Below are 16,456 nucleotides of genomic sequence, written 5' to 3'. Positions count from 1 at the left end.
AGCAGCCGTGGCCTGGATCGAAACCATCATCAACGGCGTGCTGCTGGGCGGCCTCTATGCGCTCTTCGGCCTCGGGCTGGCGCTGGTCTTCGGCGTGATGCGCATGGTCAACCTCGCGCATGGCGAGTTCGTGGTGCTCGCGGCCTACTTCGCGGTGTTCCTTGCCACGCAGTTTCCGGGCGTGTCGCCGCTGCTCTTCATCGTGCCGGTGGCGCTGGCGGCCTTCGGCACGGGCTACCTGCTGCAGCGGCTGCTGCTGAACCGCGCCGTTGCCACCGACGATCCGCTTACGCCGGTGCTGGTGACCTTCGGCATCGCGGTGGTGCTGCGCAACCTGATGGCCGAGCTCTTCGGCGCCGACCCGCGCGCGCTCGACGGCGGCGCGCTGGCCACGGCCGGCTTCGAGATCGGCGGGCTGCGCATCGGCTGGTATCCGGTGCTGGTGCTGGTGCTCGCGGTGCTGGCCTTCGGCGCGCTGCAGTGGCTGCTGCAGCGCTCGCGCTTCGGCCTGATCGTGCGCGCCACCTCCGACCACCGCGAGATGGTGCGCACGATGGGCGTGCGGCCGGCCCACGTGTACGGCGTGGTGATGGGGCTGTCGCTGGCCTTCGCGTCGGTGGCGGGGCTGCTGCTCGCGCTGCGCACCTCGTTCACGCCGTTCTCGGGCGTGGAGCGGCTGCTGGGTGCCTTCGAGGTGGTCATCATCGGCGGCATGGGCTCCTTCCGGGGCGCGCTCGTGGGCGGCATCGCGCTGGGCGTGGCGCAGCTCGCGGGGCAGCGGCTCGACTCCAATGCGGGCGCGCTGTATGCGCACCTGCTGTTCTTCGTGGTGCTGATGGTGCGTCCCAACGGCATCGCGGGCCCGCGCTCCTGATCGGCGAATTCCATGCGTGACCGCTCTTCTCCTGTTCCCTGGATCTGCTTCGCCATCGCCGCGGCGGCCATCGCGTTCGCGCCCACGGTGGCCGACGGCGGCACGCTGCGCCTGTTGAGCGAAGTGCTCGTCACGCTGGCCATGGCCCAGATGTGGAACCTGCTGGCCGGCTACACCGGGCTGGTGTCGATGGGCCACCAGGCTTTCGTGGGCATCGGTGCGTACCTGCTGTTCATCGCCTCCGACCGGCTCGGCATCTCGCCCTACTGGATGGTGCCGGTGGCCGGCATCGGTGCGGCGCTGCTGGCAGCGGTGGTGGCGCCGCTGATGTTCCGGCTGCGCGACGCGTACTTCTCGATCGGCATGTGGGTGCTGGCCGAGATCGTGCGGCTGCTGGTGGCGAAGTTTCCGCTCTTCGGCGGCGAGTCGGGCGTGCCGCTGCAGGCCGTGCGGCTGGTGGAGGCCGAGAGCTTTCAGCAGAACGCGTTCTGGATTTCGGGCGCCATCGGCCTCGCCGCCGTGGCCGGGGTCTACCTGCTGATGCGCTCGCCCTTCGGCCTCGGGCTGATGGCGGTGCGCGACAACGAACTGGCCGCCACCAGCATCGGCGTGAACGTGTGGCGCAACCGCTTCATCGCCTTCGTGCTCTCGGGGCTGGGCTTCGGGCTGGCGGGCGCGGCGCACTTCATGGGCACGATGTTCGTCTCGCCCGACTCGGCCTTCGACATCAACTGGGTGGTGACCGCGATGTTCATCGTCATCATCGGCGGCATCGGGACCATCGAGGGGCCGCTGATCGGCGCGGTCATCTATTTCGGGCTGCGCGAGCTGTTCAACACCTGGTTCGCGATGTCGGGCGGCTGGTACCTGATCGCCATGGGCTGCATCGCGGTAACGGTGATGCTTCTGGCGCCGCGCGGCCTGTGGGGCCTGGCTCGCGAGCGCTGGGGCTGGCGCGGGCTGAGCGTGCAGCGCCATCCGCCGTCGCGCGATCACACTTCGCCTTCTCCTTCCGCCACTTCCTCTTCCCTTCCTTCCGAATCCACGCGAGGACGCACCGCATGAAGACCGCCACCACCGCCTTCTTTCACGACGAACGCACCTTCTGGCACGTGCCGGGCGGCTTGCATGCGCTGTTCCTGCCCGTGGGCGGCTGGGTGCAGCCCATGGCCGGCAGCGGCATGGCCGAGTCGCCCGACTCCAAGCGCCGCATCAAGTCGCTGATGGACGTATCGGGCCTGAGCGCCCGGCTCGATCTTCTTGGAGCGCCGATGGCCGCCGAGGAGGACCTGCGGCGCGTGCACCCCGCGAGCTACTTGGAGAAGTTCAAGGCCGCCAGCGACGCCGGCGGCGGCGACCTGGGCGAGGTCGCGCCCTTCGGGCCGGGCAGCTACGAGATCGCGAAGCTGTCCACCGGGCTGGCCATCGCCGCGATGGACAGCGTGCTGCAGGGCCGCCACCGCAACGCCTTCGCGCTGACGCGCCCGCCGGGCCACCATTGCCTGCGCGAGCACAGCATGGGCTTCTGCCTGTTCAACAACATCGCGGTGGCCATCGAGACCATGAAGGCCCGCCACAAGCTCGGCCGCGTGGCGGTGATCGACTGGGACGTGCACCACGGCAACGGCACGCAGGCGATCTTCTACGACCGACCCGACGTGCTGACGCTGTCGCTGCACCAGGAGAACTGCTTTCCTCCCGGCTACAGCGGCGCGGAAGACCGCGGCGAGGGCGAGGGGCTGGGCTTCAACGTCAACATTCCGCTGCAGCCCGGCGGCGGCCACAACGCCTACATGTATGCCTTCGAGCGCATGGTGGCGCCGGTGATCGATCGCTTCAGGCCCGAGCTGATCGTGGTGGCGAGCGGGCTGGACGCCAACGGCGTGGACCCGCTGGCGCGGATGCAGCTGCATCCCGAGTCGTTCCGCCAGATGATGCGGCAGGTCAACGCGCTGGCCGCCAGGCATTGCGACGGGCGGGTGGTGGTGGTGCACGAGGGCGGCTACTCGGAAGCCTGCGTGCCGTTCTGCGGGCTGGCGGTGGTGGAGGAGCTGTCGGGGCACCGCACGGAGGTGCAGGATCCGTTCAGCGAGTTCTTCGGGCTGCAGCAGCCTTCGGCACGCTTCGATGCGTTCCAGCGGGAGCTGATCGACGAGATGGCTGCGCTGCACAGTCTCTGACAAGGGCCGTGCGATCGGCGCGCGAATCGCGGTCTAATCGCAGTCATGTGCCAATTGCTAGGGATGAACTGCAACACGCCGACCGACGTGACCTTCAGCTTCACGGGGTTCGCGCAACGCGGCGGCCGCACCGACCACCACGCCGACGGCTGGGGCATCGCGTTCTTCGAGGATCGCGGGCTGCGGCACTTCGTCGATCACCAGCCGGCGAGCGAATCGCCGGTGGCGGATCTGATCCGGCGTTATCCGATCCAGAGCCGCAACGTCATCGCGCACATCCGCAAGGCGACGCAGGGCGAGGTCAACCTGCAGAACTGCCATCCGTTCGTGCGCGAGCTGTGGGGACGCTACTGGGTGTTCGCGCACAACGGCGACCTGAAGGAATTCCGCCCGCGCCTGCACGGCAACTTCCACCCGGTGGGCAACACCGACAGCGAACACGCCTTCTGCTGGATCATGCAGGAGCTGGCCAAGTCGCACGCGGGCGTGCCGAGCATCGAGGAATTGACGCTCACGCTGCGCGAGCTGGCGCCGCAGCTCGCGGGCCACGGCACCTTCAATTTCATGCTGTCCAACGGACAGGCGCTGTGGGCGCATGCCTCGACCAACCTCTGGTACGTGGAGCGGCGCCATCCCTTCGTGACGGCGCAGCTGTCGGACGAAGACCTCGAAATCGACTTCGCGCAGCACACCACGCCCAACGACCGCGTGGCCGTGGTCGTGACCGCGCCCCTGACCACCAACGAAGCGTGGACGCAGTTCGCTCCGGGCGAACTGCAGGTGTTCGTGGACGGACAGCGTCGGCAGCGCTGAGCCCGAAGTCAGTCTTTTGACTGACACTTTTTCGCAACATTGCAAGAAAGTATCGGCGATCGATCTTCAAATGTGAACAATAACAGTTCTCATTTGTATTTTCGAATCGACCATGCCCGCTGCCTTCTTCAATCTCCGGCCTTCCGTGGTCGCAACGCTGCTCGCACTCAATGCTGCGGCGGCACTGGCCCAAACCACCGCGACGGAGCCGGCCGCGCCGACGACATCGAGCGGCACGCTGTCGACGGTGACCGTCGAGGCCAGTGCCGACGCCTCGGCCGAAGGCCTGACCAAGCCCTACGCCGGCGGCCAAGTGGCGCGCGGCGGGCGCGTCGGCATCCTGGGCAACCAGGACATGATGAGCACGCCGTTTTCCAGCAACAACTACACGAACGAGCTGATCCAGGACCAGCAGGCCAAGAGCGTGGCCGACGTGCTGCTGAACGATCCGTCGGTGCGCCAGGCGCGCGGCTTCGGCAACTTTCAGGAGCTGTACGTGGTGCGCGGCTTCCCCGTGTACTCCGACGACGTGTCGTACAACGGCCTCTACGGCATGCTGCCGCGCCAGTACATCGCCTCTGAATTCTTCGAGCGCGTGGAAGTGTTCCGCGGCGCCAACACCTTCCTGAACGGCGCCGCCCCCGGCGGCAGCGGCATCGGCGGCGCGATCAACCTGCTGCCCAAGCGCGCGCCGAACGAGCCGCTCACCCGCGTCGGCTTCGGCGTGCAGACTGGCGGCCAGGGCTTCGTCAACCTCGACCTCGCGCGCCGCTTCGGCCCCGACGACAGCCTGGGCGTTCGCGTGAACGCGGTGCGCCGCGAGGGCGGCACCGGCGTGAAGAACGAGAGCCAGCAACTCAGCGCCTTCGGCATCGGCCTCGACTGGCACAACCGCAACGTGCGCCTGTCGGCCGACTTCGGCTACCAGGACTACGACCTGAAGGACGGTCGCCCGAGCCTGACGCCCTCGTCCACCCTGCCGATCCCGCGCGCGCCCGACGCCCGCACCAACTTCGCTCAGCCCTGGACCTACTCGAAGGAAAAGGACAAGTTCGCCACCTTCCGCGGCGAAGTCGACATCACCGACAACATCACGGCCTGGGCTGCCGGCGGCGTGCGCCGCAGCAGCGAGGACAACGTGCTGTCGAATCCGACGCTCACCGACTCCTTCGGCAACACCAGCAACACGCGCTTCAGCAACACCCGCAAGGACCGCATCGGCACCGCCGAGATCGGCGTGCGCGGCAACTTCGCCACCGGCCCGGTGAAACACACCGTGGTGGTCTCGGCGGCCAAGTACAGCAACGACCGCGACAACGCCTACGCCATCTCGGCGCAGAGCGTGCGCAACAACATCTACACGCCGTACGCGTCGCCCTACCCGATCACCAATGGCGCTTTCGTAGGCAACGCGCTGGACAACCCGCGCCTGACCGACCGCATCGACACCTCGAGCGTGGCCATTGCCGACACCATGTCGTTCATGGACGACCGCCTGCTCGTCACGCTCGGCGCGCGCCGCCAGACCATCGAGCAGACCAGCTACGCCTACAACACGCTCAAGCAGACGAGCACCTACGACAAGAGCAAGACCACGCCGGTCGCAGGCGTCGTGTTCAAGATCACGCCGACCGTCTCGGCCTACGCCAACTACATCGAAGGCCTGGTCAAGGGCAACGTCGCGGGCACCACCGTGAACAACCGCCCGGTCACCAATGCCGGCGAGATCTTCGCGCCCTACCAGGCCAAGCAGAAGGAAATCGGCGTCAAGTACGACGGCGGCACGCTGGGCGCCAGCGCCGCGTTCTTCACCACCGACCAGCCCACCTACTACTACTCGGGCCAGACCTACGGCCTCTACGGCAAGCAGCGCAACCAGGGCCTGGAGTTCTCGGTGTTCGGCCAGCCCACCAGGGGCCTGCGCCTGCTCGGCGGCCTGACGCTGCTCGACGCCAAGCAGAAGAACACGCAAGGCGGCGCCACCGACGGCCTGACCGCCATCGGCGTGGCCAAGCAGCAGGCCAACCTCGGTGCCGAATGGGACGTGCCCGGCATGCGCAACCTGTCGCTGAACGCCCGCGTGCTCTACACCTCGAAGCAGTACGCCAACGCCGCCAACACGCAGTCCGTGCCGTCGTGGACGCGCTTCGACGTGGGTGCACGCTACCTGGTCGACCTCGGCAACGGCCGCCTGCTCACGCTGCGCGCGCGCATCGACAACCTCTTCAACAAGTCGTACTGGGCCTCGGTGGGCGGCACGCAGGGCAGCAACTACCTGGTGCTGGGCGCGCCGCGCACCTTCGCGGTGAGCGGCACGATCGACTTCTGATCGGGCGCTGAGACCGGATCAACGGCCCTGCTGGCGCAGGGTCGCTTCGAGCGCGTCGATGAACATCGCCGGCACGTCGAAGCCGGTCTGCTCGGTGATTTCCTGGAAGCAGGTCGGGCTGGTCACGTTGATCTCGGTGACCGAATCGCCGATCACGTCGAGCCCGATCAGCAGCAGCCCGCGCGGCGCCAGCGCGCGGCCCACGGTCTCTGCGATCTCGCGGTTGCGCGGCGTGAGCGGCTGCGCCACGCCCTTGCCGCCCGCCGCCAGGTTGCCGCGCACCTCGGTGCCCTGCGGAATGCGCGCCAGCACGAAGGGCGCCGGCTCGCCGGCGATGATGAGGATGCGCTTGTCGCCCTGCGAGATCTCGGGCACGAAGCGCTGCACCATGATGGTTTCGGCGCCGTCCTTGTTGAGCGTCTCGACGATGGAGCCGAGGTTCAGCGCATCCTGCTTCACCCGGAAGATGCCCATGCCGCCCATGCCGTCGAGCGGCTTCAGGATGATGTCGCCGTGCTCGGCATGGAAGTCGCGCACGGCCTGCGCGCTGCGCGTCACCAGCGTGGGCGTGGTGAACTGCGGAAACTCCATGATCGCCAGCTTCTCGGGGTGGTCGCGCAGCGCGCGCGGCTTGTTCACCACCTGCGCGCCCTCGCGCTCGGCCTGCTCCAGCAGGTGCGTGGCGTAGATGTACTCGGCGTCGAAGGGCGGGTCCTTGCGCATGAGCACGGCGTCGAAGTCCTTCAGCGCCTTCGCCTCGGTGATGTCGACGCTGTACCAGTCCTTGGCATCGCCGGTCAGCGTGATCTGCTGCACCGTGGCCGTGACCACGCTGCCCGACTTCCACTGGATGTCCTGCGGCAGGCAGGCAGCGATGCGGTAGCCGCGGCGCTGCGCCTCGCGCATCATCGAGAAGGTCGTGTCCTTGTAGATCTTGAAGTGATCGAGCGGATCGGCAACGAAGAGCAGGTTTTTCATCAGGCGTTCTTTCTTGCTGCGGTACCGGCAACGGCTGGTGCTGCTGCCGGGGTATCGGGCGCGATGTTGCCGGAAGCGGCGATGTCCTTGTTGGCGGGGGCCTTTTTACCTGCCCCGCCCCGTCGCGCTAGATCTCGATCTTCGACCCCAGCTCCACCACCGCGTTGTTCGGCAGCCCCAGGAAGGCCGCCGCACCGCTCGCGTTGTGGTGCATCTGCGCGAACAGCTTCTCGCGCCACGGCGCCATGCCGCTGCCCAGCGTGGGAATGACGACGTCGCGCGACAGGAAGTAGCTGGTGGTCATCTGTTCAAGCTGGCAGCCGCGCATGCGGGCGTTCTCGAGCGCACGCGGCAGGTCGATGTCGTTCTTGAAGCCGTAGTGCACGATGATCTGCCAGCAGTGGTGGCCCAGCGCCTCGATCTCGATGCGCTTGTCCATCGGGATCCATGGCACCTCGTGGTTGCGCACGGTGACGAACATGTTCTGCTCGTGCAGCACCTTGTTGTGCTTCAGGTTGTGCAGCAGCGCGTTCGGCACCACGCCCGGCTCGGCAGTGAGAAACACCGCCGTGCCGTCGACGCGCGCGGGCGGGCTCACGAACACAGAATCGAGGAAGGACTTGAGGTCGATCGCGTCGGCGTGCTGTGCCTCGCCCATCAGGCGGCGGCCTTCCTTCCACGTCATCATCAGCGTGAAGACGAAGCCGCCGATCAGCAGCGGGAACCAGCCGCCTTCGAACATCTTCAGCAGGTTCGACGCAAAGAACAGGAAGTCGACCACGAAGAAGACCGCGGTCGAGGCGATGCACAGCGCCAGCGGCAGCTTCCACGCGTAGCGGATCACGAAGAAGGTCAGCACCGTGGTGATCAGCATGTCGGTGGTCACGGCGATGCCGTAGGCCGCGGCCAGGCTGCTCGACGAGCGGAACATGACCACTGCCAGCACGATGGCCACGAACAGGCCCCAGTTGACCAGCGGAATGTAGATCTGCCCCGCGGTGCGCACGCTGGTGTGCTCGATGTTCAGGCGCGGCAGGTAGCCCAGCTGGATGACCTGGCGCGTGACGCTGAAGGCGCCGGTGATGAGGGCCTGCGACGCGATCACCGTGGCGGCCGTGGCCAGCAGCACCAGCGGAATGAGCGCCCACTCGGGCGCCATCATGAAGAACGGGTTCTTCACCGCCTCCGGGTTCTCCAGCAGCAGCGCGCCCTGGCCGAAGTAGTTGAGCGTCAGCGCCGGCATCACCACCGAGAACCACGCGATACGGATCGGGCTCTTGCCGAAGTGGCCCAGGTCGGCGTACAGCGCCTCGGCGCCCGTCACGCACAGCACGGTGGCACCCAGCAGGATGAAGCTGGTGCCCGGGTTGTCCCACATGAACTTCAGCGCATAGAACGGATTCAGCGCCTTCAGGATTTCGGGGTGGTGCAGGATCTGCGACACGCCGAGCACGGCGATCGCGGCGAACCAGGTCAGCGTGATCGGTCCGAAGAACTTGCCGATGCCCGCGGTACCGCGCTTCTGCACCACGAACAGGCAGAACAGCACGACCAGCGTGAGCGGAATCACGTAGTGCGAGAAGTGCGGCGACACCACCTCCAGACCCTCGACCGCCGAGAGCACCGAGATGGCCGGGGTGATGACCCCGTCGCCATAGAAGAGAGAGGTGCCGAAGATGCCGACCACCAGCAGCAGGTGGCGCAGCCTGGGCTTGTCGGCCACCGCGCGGGACGCCAGAGCCAGCATGGCGACCAGGCCGCCCTCGCCTTCGTTGTCGGCGCGCAGCACGAGCACGACGTACTTGATGGAGACGATGACCGTGAGCGTCCAGAAGAACATCGAGAGGATGCCGTAGACGTTCTCGACGGTGAACGGCACGTGGCCGTGGCCGAACACTTCCTTGACGGCATACAGCACGCTGGTGCCGATGTCGCCATAGACGACGCCGATGGCGCCGACGATGAGGCCGGCTGAGAGATTTTTGGGGGCTGACACGAAGTCGATGGAAAAGGACAGGCTGCTGGAGTCGACGCGTCAGTCAGGCACGCCGGGTGCGAAAGGCGAACTTTAGTCCACCTTCATCGCCCTCCCGCCCTTTTGTTTCCGTTGCTGTGGGGCCGCTATTTTGCCGTTGCCCGCTGCCGAGGCAAGCCGCCTCCGGCAATCATTCGTAGATTTCGGCGTCCGGGTCGGTCGCTTCCATTTCGTAGCTGGCGGCCACCATGGCCAGCCGACCGACCACACCGTACATGTAGAAGCGATTGGGTGCACTGGCTCCAGGCTTGGCTCCGGGCTGTGGCAAGTGCGCACTTTCAGAGAAGGCCAGCGGCACGAAGCTCGCGCCCGGCAGCTTCAGGTTCTCGTCGGCGGCGCGCTCGGAATGCACGCGATAGAAACCACCGACCACGTAGCGGTCCATCATGTAGACCACCGGTTCGGCCACGCCGTTGTGCACGCGCTCATTGGTGAGCACGCCTTCCTGGACGATCAGCTCGGTGGGTTCGCGCGGCTCGCGGCCCGCGCCGGTCTTGGTGGCCGGGGTGCTGGCGGCGGCGCCGCGCGGCTTGCCGATCAGCGCCTCGACGTCCTTGGCGTCCCGCACCGTCACCACGCCTGGACTGCCGCTGCCGCTGTGGCCGCCCTTGACGACCACGAACGGCTTCTCGTTGATACCGTATTCCTTGTACTTGCGGCGCACCTTGGTCAGCACCGCGTCCACATGGCTGGTCAGCACGTCGATGCCGCGGCCTTCCGCCACGTCCACGCCTTCGGCGCGCGCATAGATCGGGTTGATGAGCCACGGGTCGATGCCCAGCAGCTTGCCGAAGCGCTTCGACAGCTCTTCATAGCTGTGCAGGTGGTTGCTCTTGCGGCGCACCGACCAACCAGCGTGCAGCGGCGGCAACAGGTATTGCTCGTGCAGATCCTCGAGGATGCCGGGCGTTCCTGCAGAAAGCTCGTTGTTGAGCAGAATTGTGCAGGGATCGAAGTTCTTCAGCCCCAGGCGGCGCTTGCTGCGCACCACCGGCTCGAGCGTCACGGTCTCGCCGTTCGGCAGTTCGATCTTCTTGGGCGACTTGATGGCCGGATCGATCGACCCGATGCGCACGTTGAGCCCCGCCATATGGAAGATGCGCACCAGTTGCGCGACGTTGGCGAGATAAAAGGTGTTTTTAGAGTGATTTTCCGGAATGACGAGCAGATTGCGCGCCTCCGGACAGATCTTCTCGATGGCAGCCTGCGCGGCCTGCACCGCCAGCGGCAGCATTTCCTTGGTGAGGTTGTTCCAGCCACCCGGAAAGAGGTTGGTGTCGACGGGCGCCAGCTTGAAGCCCGCATTGCGGATGTCGACCGCGCTGTAGAACGGCGGCGTGTGCTCCATCCACTCGAGCCGGAACCAGCGCTCGATGGCGGGCATCGAGTCGAGCACCCGCTGCTCCAGTTCGTTGATCGGGCCGGTCAGGGCGGTGACTAGATGCGGAACCATGCGGCGGCCTTGTTGGTTTTTTGCTTAAAGGTGGAGCGGAATTGTAGGATTTGGGGATGGCCGCCCCAATGACAAGACCGCACGCGGGCGCATCGGATGATCGGATCAGGTCCGGACTTCGCCCTGCCCCAGCACCACGTACTTGAGCGAGGTCAGTCCTTCGATGCCGACCGGTCCGCGGGCATGGAACTTGTCGGTGCTGATGCCGATTTCGGCGCCCAGACCGAACTCGAAGCCGTCCGCGAAGCGTGTGCTCGCATTGACCATCACGCTGGCCGAATCGACCTCGCGCAGGAAACGCTGCGCATGCACGTGGTCGCGCGTGACGATGGCGTCCGTGTGGTGGCTCGAATAGCGGTTGATGTGCGCGATGGCCTCGTCCACGCCGGCCACCACCTTGATGCTGATGACGGCGGCGAGATATTCCTCGGACCAGTCGGACTCGACCGCATCGACCACCAGCGCCTTCGGATCGAGCGCGGCGTCGGCGCGCAGGATGGCGGCGGCGGCCGGGTCGCAGCGCATTTCCACGCCCTTGGCCGCGAAGATGGCGGCGATCTCGGGCAGGAAGTCTTCTGCCACCGATGCCGACACCAGCAGGCCTTCGGCGGCGTTGCAGGGGCTGTATTTCTGGGTCTTGGCGTTGTCGACGATGCGCAGCGCCATGTCGAACTCGGCCGTGTCGTCCACGTAGACGTGACAGTTGCCGTCCAGATGCTTGATGACCGGCACCTTGGCGTCGCGGCTGATGCGCTCGATCAGGCCCTTGCCGCCGCGCGGAATGATCACGTCGACGAATTCGGGCATGGCGATCAGCTGGCCGACGGCCTCGCGGTCGGTGGTCTGCACCAGCTGCACCGCCTCGACCGGCAGGCCCGCTTCGGCCAGCGCCTCGGACACCAGCAGCGCCAGCGCCTTGTTCGACTCGATGGCTTCCGAGCCGCCGCGCAGGATGGCCGCGTTGCCGCTCTTGATGGCCAGGCTCGCAGCCTCGATGGTCACGTTGGGCCGGCTCTCGTAGATCATGCCGAAGACACCGATCGGCACGCGCATCTGGCCCACGCGGATGCCGCTGGGCTGCTGCTTCATGCCGATGATTTCGCCGATCACGTCGGCCATGCCGGCGAGCTGCTCGCAGCCCTGGGCGACGGTCTCGATGACCTTGGGCGTGAGCTTGAGGCGGTCGACCATCGGCGCCGAGAGGCCGGCGGCCGTGGCGCGCTCCAGATCCTTCTGGTTGGCTGTCGCCAGCACCGGGCCGGCTTCGCGCAGGCGCCGGGCCAGCGCCTTCAATGCTATGTTTTTGGTAGCTGCATCCGCACGGGCCATGAGGAATGCAGCGGCTTTGGCTTGCAGACCCAGGGTCTGCATGTGTTCGCTGACGTTGAACGCGTTCATCCGTGCATTTTCCCACGGCGGCCTGTGGCCCGGCTTACACGGGCCTTTTGATGGCTCGAGCCATCGTCTCGTGCCGAAGCCGGATCAGGCGCGTCGAGGAGCACCGCCCGCCGCGTTGCCGCAGGCGCGGCACAGCATCAGCGCCAGCCGCTGCAGGGCCTGCCAGCCGCTGGCGGGCCAGTCGGGCTGCTTCAGCCCCTTCACGATGCCGTCCACCACGTGCGCGGCGCGCAGCAGCCGGGCCAGCATGCGGTCGTCCAGCCGCGGCAGCACGCGCTCGAAGGCCCGCTCGCGCGGGCCCCAGATGCGGTTCTCGCGCAGCGCCATCGGCAGCGGACGGCCCGAGGCCATGGCGTCCTTCACGCGCTTGAGTGCGCGGATGTCCTCGGCGATCGCGTAGTGCACGAGCACTTCGGCCTCGCCCTCGGCCTGCAGGCCGTCGAGCATGCGCGCCACACGCTGCGGATTGCCGGCCAGCACAGCTTCCGAGAGCTTGAACACGTCGTAGCGCGCCACGTTGTTGACCGCGCCCTCGACCTGCTCCCAGCTCAGCTCGCCGGCCGGATGCAGCAGCGCCAGCTTCTGGATTTCCTGGTGCGCGGCGAGCAGGTTGCCCTCCACGCGATCGGCGAAGAACTGCAGCGTGCGCTGCCCCTCGTCGCCGGGCATCACGCGCTGGCCCTGCTGGCCCAGGCGCTGCGCGATCCATTGCGGCAGCGCGTTGCGCTCGATCGGATCGACCTGGATGCTCGCGCCGTTGTTCTCCAGCGCAGAGAACCAGGCGCCGGTGCGCGTGGCCTTGTCCAGCCGCGGCAGCATCACCAGCGTGAGCGTGCTGTCGTTGCCCGGCGCGGATTCAGCCAGCTGCTGCAGCGCCGCGCTGCCGTCCTTGCCGGGCTTGCCCGAGGGAATGCGGATCTCGACGATCTGCTTGTCGGCGAACAGCGAGAGCGAGCCCCCGGCCGCGAGCACCGCGCTCCAGTCGAAGTGCGCGCCGGCCACGGTGTACGAGCTGCGCTCGGTGTAGCCCTGCGCGCGCGCGGCGGCGCGGATGGCGTCGGCCGCTTCCTGCGCGAGCAGCGGCTCGTCGCCGTGGATCGTGTAGAGGGGCTTCAGCCCTTTCTGCAGATGGGCCCCGAGCTGGGCACTGGCAAGTTGCATGGAAACGAATCGGCCGTGACGTCCGGGTTCAGAGTTCCTTGACCGCCGCAAGACGGCGCATCAACTGCTGCGCGATGTCCGACTGCATGTCTCGGAACAGCAGGTCGGCCTCGCCTTCCTTGGCCAGCGCGTTGGTTTCGTTGAAGCTCAGGTCGCGCGTCTGTGAAACTTCGGTCGGCGGCAGCAGATCCTTGCCGCCAGGCGTGCGCAGCTTGAAACGCACCTTCAGCTGCAACTGCAGCTCGCGCACCAGACCGGCCGAATTGGTCGAGATCACGATGCGGTTGCGGTCCTCGGCCAGGATCTCGAGCACGACGTCGGCCTTGGCAGCATCTTCGCCCGGCAGCACCGTCACGGAGCCTGTCGCCCGCAGCTCACGCCGGATCTGGTTGATGATGGCCGAGTTGCCCGACACCGACAGCGTCTTGAACGCGAAGACGGGCGCCTTGCGCAACTCGAAGCCGCAACCGGTCAGGCCGAGCGAGGCGCCGGCCGCCGTCAGCCCGAGAAGAAAGCCGCGGCGCGGCAGCGAGACATTGCGAGTGTTCATGCTTGGTTGATTGAGTCGTTCGTTCGTCGTTCAGATCAGATGACCACGTTGACCAGCCGGCCGGGCACCACGATCACTCGCTTGGGCGGCGCGCCTTCGGCGAAGGCGACGAAGTCGTCGCAGGCCAGCGCGAGCTTCTCGATCTCGTCCTTCGACGCGCCGGCCGGCACGCTGAGCTTGCCGCGCAGCTTGCCGTTGACCTGCAGCATGAGCTCGATCTCGTCCTGCACCAGCGCGCCGACGTCGACGGTGGGCCAAGGTGCGTCGAGCAGGCCGCCGGATTCCTTGTCGTAGCCGAGCTCGTTCCAGAGCTGCTGCGCGATGTGCGGCGTGGCCGGGTAGAGGCAACGCAGCAGGATGCCGAAGCCCTCGCGCACCGCCGCCGCGTCGCTCGCGCTGCCGTCGGGCTTGAAGCCTTCCAGCGCGTTGAGCAGTTTCATCGCGCCCGACACCACCGTGTTGTATTGCATGCGCTGGTAGTCGTAGTCGACCTGGCGCAGCACGGTGTGCACTTCGCGGCGCAGCGCCTGCGCGCCCTTGCCGAAGGCCTGGCCCTCGGTCGTGACCGGGGCCACGTCGGCCTGCGAGACGCCGAAGTTCCACACCCGGCGCAGGAAGCGGTAGCTGCCTTCGACGGCCGAATCGTTCCACTCGAGCGTGGCCTCGGGCGGCGCGGTGAACATGGTGTACAGGCGCGCGGTGTCGGCGCCGTACTTCTCGATCAGGTCCTGAGGGTCGACGCCGTTGCGCTCGGTCTTGCCCATCTTGCCGACGCCGCCGTATTCCAGCTTCGTGCCGTCGGCCAGCGTGCCGCCGGTGATGCGGCCCTGCGCATCGACCACCGGGGTGACTTCGGCTGGCGGGAAGTAATTCTTCTCGCCCTTGTCGCCCCGGTTGTAGAAGATGTGGTTGAGCACCATGCCCTGCGTCAGCAGCTTGCTGAAGGGCTCGTCGGCCTTCACCAGGCCGAGGTCGCGCATCACCTTGGTCCAGAAGCGCGCGTACAGCAGGTGAAGAATGGCGTGCTCGATGCCGCCGATGTACTGGTCCATCGGCATCCAGTAGTCGGCGCCGCCGGCCACCATCGCCTCGTCGTTCTTCGGATCGCAGTAGCGCATGAAGTACCACGACGAGTCGACGAAGGTGTCCATCGTGTCGGTCTCGCGCCGCGCGGGCCTGCCGCACACGGGGCAGACCACGCCTGCGTGGAAGCCTTCGTGCTTGTGCAGCGGGTTGCCGGAGCCGTCGGGCACGCAGTCGGTGGGCAGCACCACCGGCAGGTCCTTCTCGGGCACCGGCACCGCGCCGTGTTCGTCGCAATGGATGATCGGGATCGGCGTGCCCCAGTAGCGCTGGCGGCTCACGCCCCAGTCGCGCAGGCGCCAGGTGGTCTGCAGCTCGCCCAGGCCCTTCTGGCCCAGCGCATGCGCCACGGCGGCCACGGCCTCCTTGTAGGTCATGCCGCTGAAGTTGTCGGAGTTGATGGTCACGCCGCGCTGCTTGTCGCCGTACCAGTCCTGCCACTTGTGATAGTCGAAGTGCGGCTCGTCGTCGACCAGCACCACCTGGATGATCTCGATGCCGTACTTGTTGGCGAAGGCGAAGTCGCGCTCGTCGTGCGCGGGCACGCCCATCACGGCACCGTCGCCGTAGCCGATCAGCACGTAGTTGCCGACCCACACCGGCACCTGCTCCTCAGTGATCGGGTGCATCACGGTGAGGCCGGTGGGCACGCCCTTCTTCTCCTGCGTGGCGAGTTCGGCCTCGGTGGTGCCGCCGCTCTTGCACTCCTCGATGAAGGCCGCGACCTTGGGGTCGAGCGTGGCGGCGTGTGCGGCCAGCGGGTGCTCGGGCGCCACGGCGCAGAAGGTCACCCCCATGATGGTGTCGGCGCGCGTGGTGAACACGTACATGCGGCCGTCCTGGATCAGCTTGCCGTCGGCGCCCTTGATGTCATGCGTGAAGGCGAAGCGCACGCCCTCGCTCTTGCCGATCCAGTTCTCCTGCATCAGCTTGACGCGCTCGGGCCAGCCCGGCAGCTTGTGCTGGGTGTGCTCGAGCAGTTCCTCGGCGTAGTCGCTGATCTTCAGGTAGTAGCCCGGGATCTCGCGGCGCTCGACCGTGGCGCCGGTGCGCCAGCCCTTGCCGTCGATCACCTGCTCGTTGGCCAGCACGGTCTGGTCGACCGGGTCCCAGTTGACGACCTGGGTCTTGCGGTAGGCAATGCCCTTTTCGAGCATCTTCAGGAACAGCCACTGGTTCCACTTGTAGTAGCTGGGGTCGCAGGTGGCGATCTCGCGGCTCCAGTCGATGGCCAGGCCCATGGCCTGGAGCTGGCCCTTCATGTAGGCGATGTTCTCGTAGGTCCACCTGGCCGGCGGCACGCCGTTCTTCAGCGCCGCGTTCTCGGCCGGCAGGCCGAAGGCGTCCCAGCCCATGGGCATCAGCACGTTGTAGCCGCTCATGCGCAGGTAGCGCGTGAGCATGTCGTTGATCGTGTAGTTGCGCACGTGGCCCATGTGCAGCTTGCCGCTGGGGTACGGCAGCATCGAGCAGGCGTAGTACTTCTTGCGGCTCGCGTCCTCGGTGACGCGGTAGGCATCGGCGGCGCTCCATTGCGCCTGGGCAGCGGACTCGACGTCGCTGGGTTTGTAGCTGGGATTCATGGCGGTTCGGCAAGAGCCC

At 66.9% G+C, this 16,456-nt stretch carries 12 protein-coding genes; 5 read left to right on the top strand and 7 right to left on the bottom strand.

Translation table 11 applies throughout. The features are described 5' to 3' along the window. Window positions 1-7 precede the first annotated feature (7 nt). The 5 genes from EJO71_RS12270 (at window position 8) to EJO71_RS12250 (ending at window position 6,196) form a co-directional block, all read left to right on the top strand. A complete protein-coding gene (locus EJO71_RS12270) occupies window positions 8-874 on the top strand; it encodes a branched-chain amino acid ABC transporter permease (RefSeq protein WP_125948983.1) in 867 nt (288 codons plus the stop codon). A 12-nt stretch (window positions 875-886) separates the two neighbouring features. Further along, window positions 887-1,939 carry a branched-chain amino acid ABC transporter permease gene (locus tag EJO71_RS12265; protein WP_125948982.1) on the top strand — a complete coding sequence of 351 codons (1,053 nt, stop codon included), beginning with the start codon at window positions 887-889 and terminating at the stop codon, window positions 1,937-1,939. After that, entirely contained in the window at window positions 1,936-3,054 is a 1,119-nt protein-coding gene (locus EJO71_RS12260; RefSeq protein WP_125948981.1) for a class II histone deacetylase, read from the top strand. Before EJO71_RS12265 ends, EJO71_RS12260 begins: the two co-directional genes overlap by 4 nt. Window positions 3,055-3,099: 45 nt before the next feature. Beyond that, window positions 3,100-3,867, top strand: a complete 768-nt coding sequence (locus EJO71_RS12255; RefSeq protein ID WP_125948980.1) for a class II glutamine amidotransferase — start codon at window positions 3,100-3,102, stop codon at window positions 3,865-3,867. Between the two features lie 112 nt (window positions 3,868-3,979). Continuing rightward, window positions 3,980-6,196 (top strand): TonB-dependent receptor, encoded by a 2,217-nt coding sequence (locus EJO71_RS12250; RefSeq protein WP_125948979.1) that lies wholly within the window; start codon window positions 3,980-3,982, stop codon window positions 6,194-6,196. A gap of 18 nt (window positions 6,197-6,214) precedes the next feature. On the opposite strand, the gene gshB is transcribed toward EJO71_RS12250, so the two are convergent. The 7 genes from gshB to leuS all read right to left on the bottom strand — a co-directional run bounded on the left by gshB (window position 6,215) and on the right by leuS (window position 16,437). Then, window positions 6,215-7,174, bottom strand: a complete 960-nt coding sequence (gene gshB, locus EJO71_RS12245) for a glutathione synthase (protein ID WP_125948978.1) — start codon at window positions 7,172-7,174, stop codon at window positions 6,215-6,217. 127 nt (window positions 7,175-7,301) lie between these two features. Next, window positions 7,302-9,170 carry a potassium transporter Kup gene (locus EJO71_RS12240; protein ID WP_125948977.1) on the bottom strand — a complete coding sequence of 623 codons (1,869 nt, stop codon included), beginning with the start codon at window positions 9,168-9,170 and terminating at the stop codon, window positions 7,302-7,304. A gap of 169 nt (window positions 9,171-9,339) precedes the next feature. Then, window positions 9,340-10,662, bottom strand: a complete 1,323-nt coding sequence (gene gshA / locus EJO71_RS12235; protein WP_125948976.1) for a glutamate--cysteine ligase — start codon at window positions 10,660-10,662, stop codon at window positions 9,340-9,342. A gap of 105 nt (window positions 10,663-10,767) precedes the next feature. Then, window positions 10,768-12,060, bottom strand: a complete 1,293-nt coding sequence (locus tag EJO71_RS12230) for a glutamate-5-semialdehyde dehydrogenase (RefSeq protein WP_125948975.1) — start codon at window positions 12,058-12,060, stop codon at window positions 10,768-10,770. 84 nt (window positions 12,061-12,144) lie between these two features. Further along, the gene (gene holA, locus EJO71_RS12225; protein ID WP_125948974.1) at window positions 12,145-13,221 is read right to left on the bottom strand and encodes a DNA polymerase III subunit delta; all 1,077 of its coding nucleotides are present in this window, start codon (window positions 13,219-13,221) and stop codon (window positions 12,145-12,147) included. Window positions 13,222-13,249: 28 nt separating this feature from the next. Next, the gene (gene lptE / locus EJO71_RS12220) at window positions 13,250-13,771 is read right to left on the bottom strand and encodes an LPS assembly lipoprotein LptE (RefSeq protein WP_125948973.1); all 522 of its coding nucleotides are present in this window, start codon (window positions 13,769-13,771) and stop codon (window positions 13,250-13,252) included. A 35-nt stretch (window positions 13,772-13,806) separates the two neighbouring features. Next, complete coding sequence (gene leuS / locus EJO71_RS12215; RefSeq protein ID WP_125948972.1) at window positions 13,807-16,437, bottom strand: leucine--tRNA ligase; 2,631 nt, start codon at window positions 16,435-16,437, stop codon at window positions 13,807-13,809. Window positions 16,438-16,456 lie beyond the last annotated feature (19 nt).

Source organism: Variovorax sp. 679 (genome assembly GCF_003952185.1).
Taxonomy (GTDB): Bacteria; Pseudomonadota; Gammaproteobacteria; order Burkholderiales; family Burkholderiaceae_C; genus Variovorax.
The sequence above is the reverse complement of the archived record's forward strand: the minus strand, read 5'-3'. Positions and strand labels throughout refer to the sequence as shown.

Bases quoted from the DNA above. Each gene is read 5' to 3' on its own strand.
- holA (WP_125948974.1), bottom strand. From the start codon at position 13,221: ATGCAACTTGCCAGTGCCCAGCTCGGGGCCCATCTGCAGAAAGGGCTG.
- EJO71_RS12230 (WP_125948975.1), bottom strand. From the start codon at position 12,060: ATGAACGCGTTCAACGTCAGCGAACACATGCAGACCCTGGGTCTGCAA.
- lptE (WP_125948973.1), bottom strand. From the start codon at position 13,771: ATGAACACTCGCAATGTCTCGCTGCCGCGCCGCGGCTTTCTTCTCGGG.
- EJO71_RS12265 (WP_125948982.1), top strand. From the start codon at position 887: ATGCGTGACCGCTCTTCTCCTGTTCCCTGGATCTGCTTCGCCATCGCC.
- leuS (WP_125948972.1), bottom strand. From the start codon at position 16,437: ATGAATCCCAGCTACAAACCCAGCGACGTCGAGTCCGCTGCCCAGGCG.
- EJO71_RS12255 (WP_125948980.1), top strand. From the start codon at position 3,100: ATGTGCCAATTGCTAGGGATGAACTGCAACACGCCGACCGACGTGACC.
- gshB (WP_125948978.1), bottom strand. From the start codon at position 7,174: ATGAAAAACCTGCTCTTCGTTGCCGATCCGCTCGATCACTTCAAGATC.
- EJO71_RS12260 (WP_125948981.1), top strand. From the start codon at position 1,936: ATGAAGACCGCCACCACCGCCTTCTTTCACGACGAACGCACCTTCTGG.
- gshA (WP_125948976.1), bottom strand. From the start codon at position 10,662: ATGGTTCCGCATCTAGTCACCGCCCTGACCGGCCCGATCAACGAACTG.
- EJO71_RS12250 (WP_125948979.1), top strand. From the start codon at position 3,980: ATGCCCGCTGCCTTCTTCAATCTCCGGCCTTCCGTGGTCGCAACGCTG.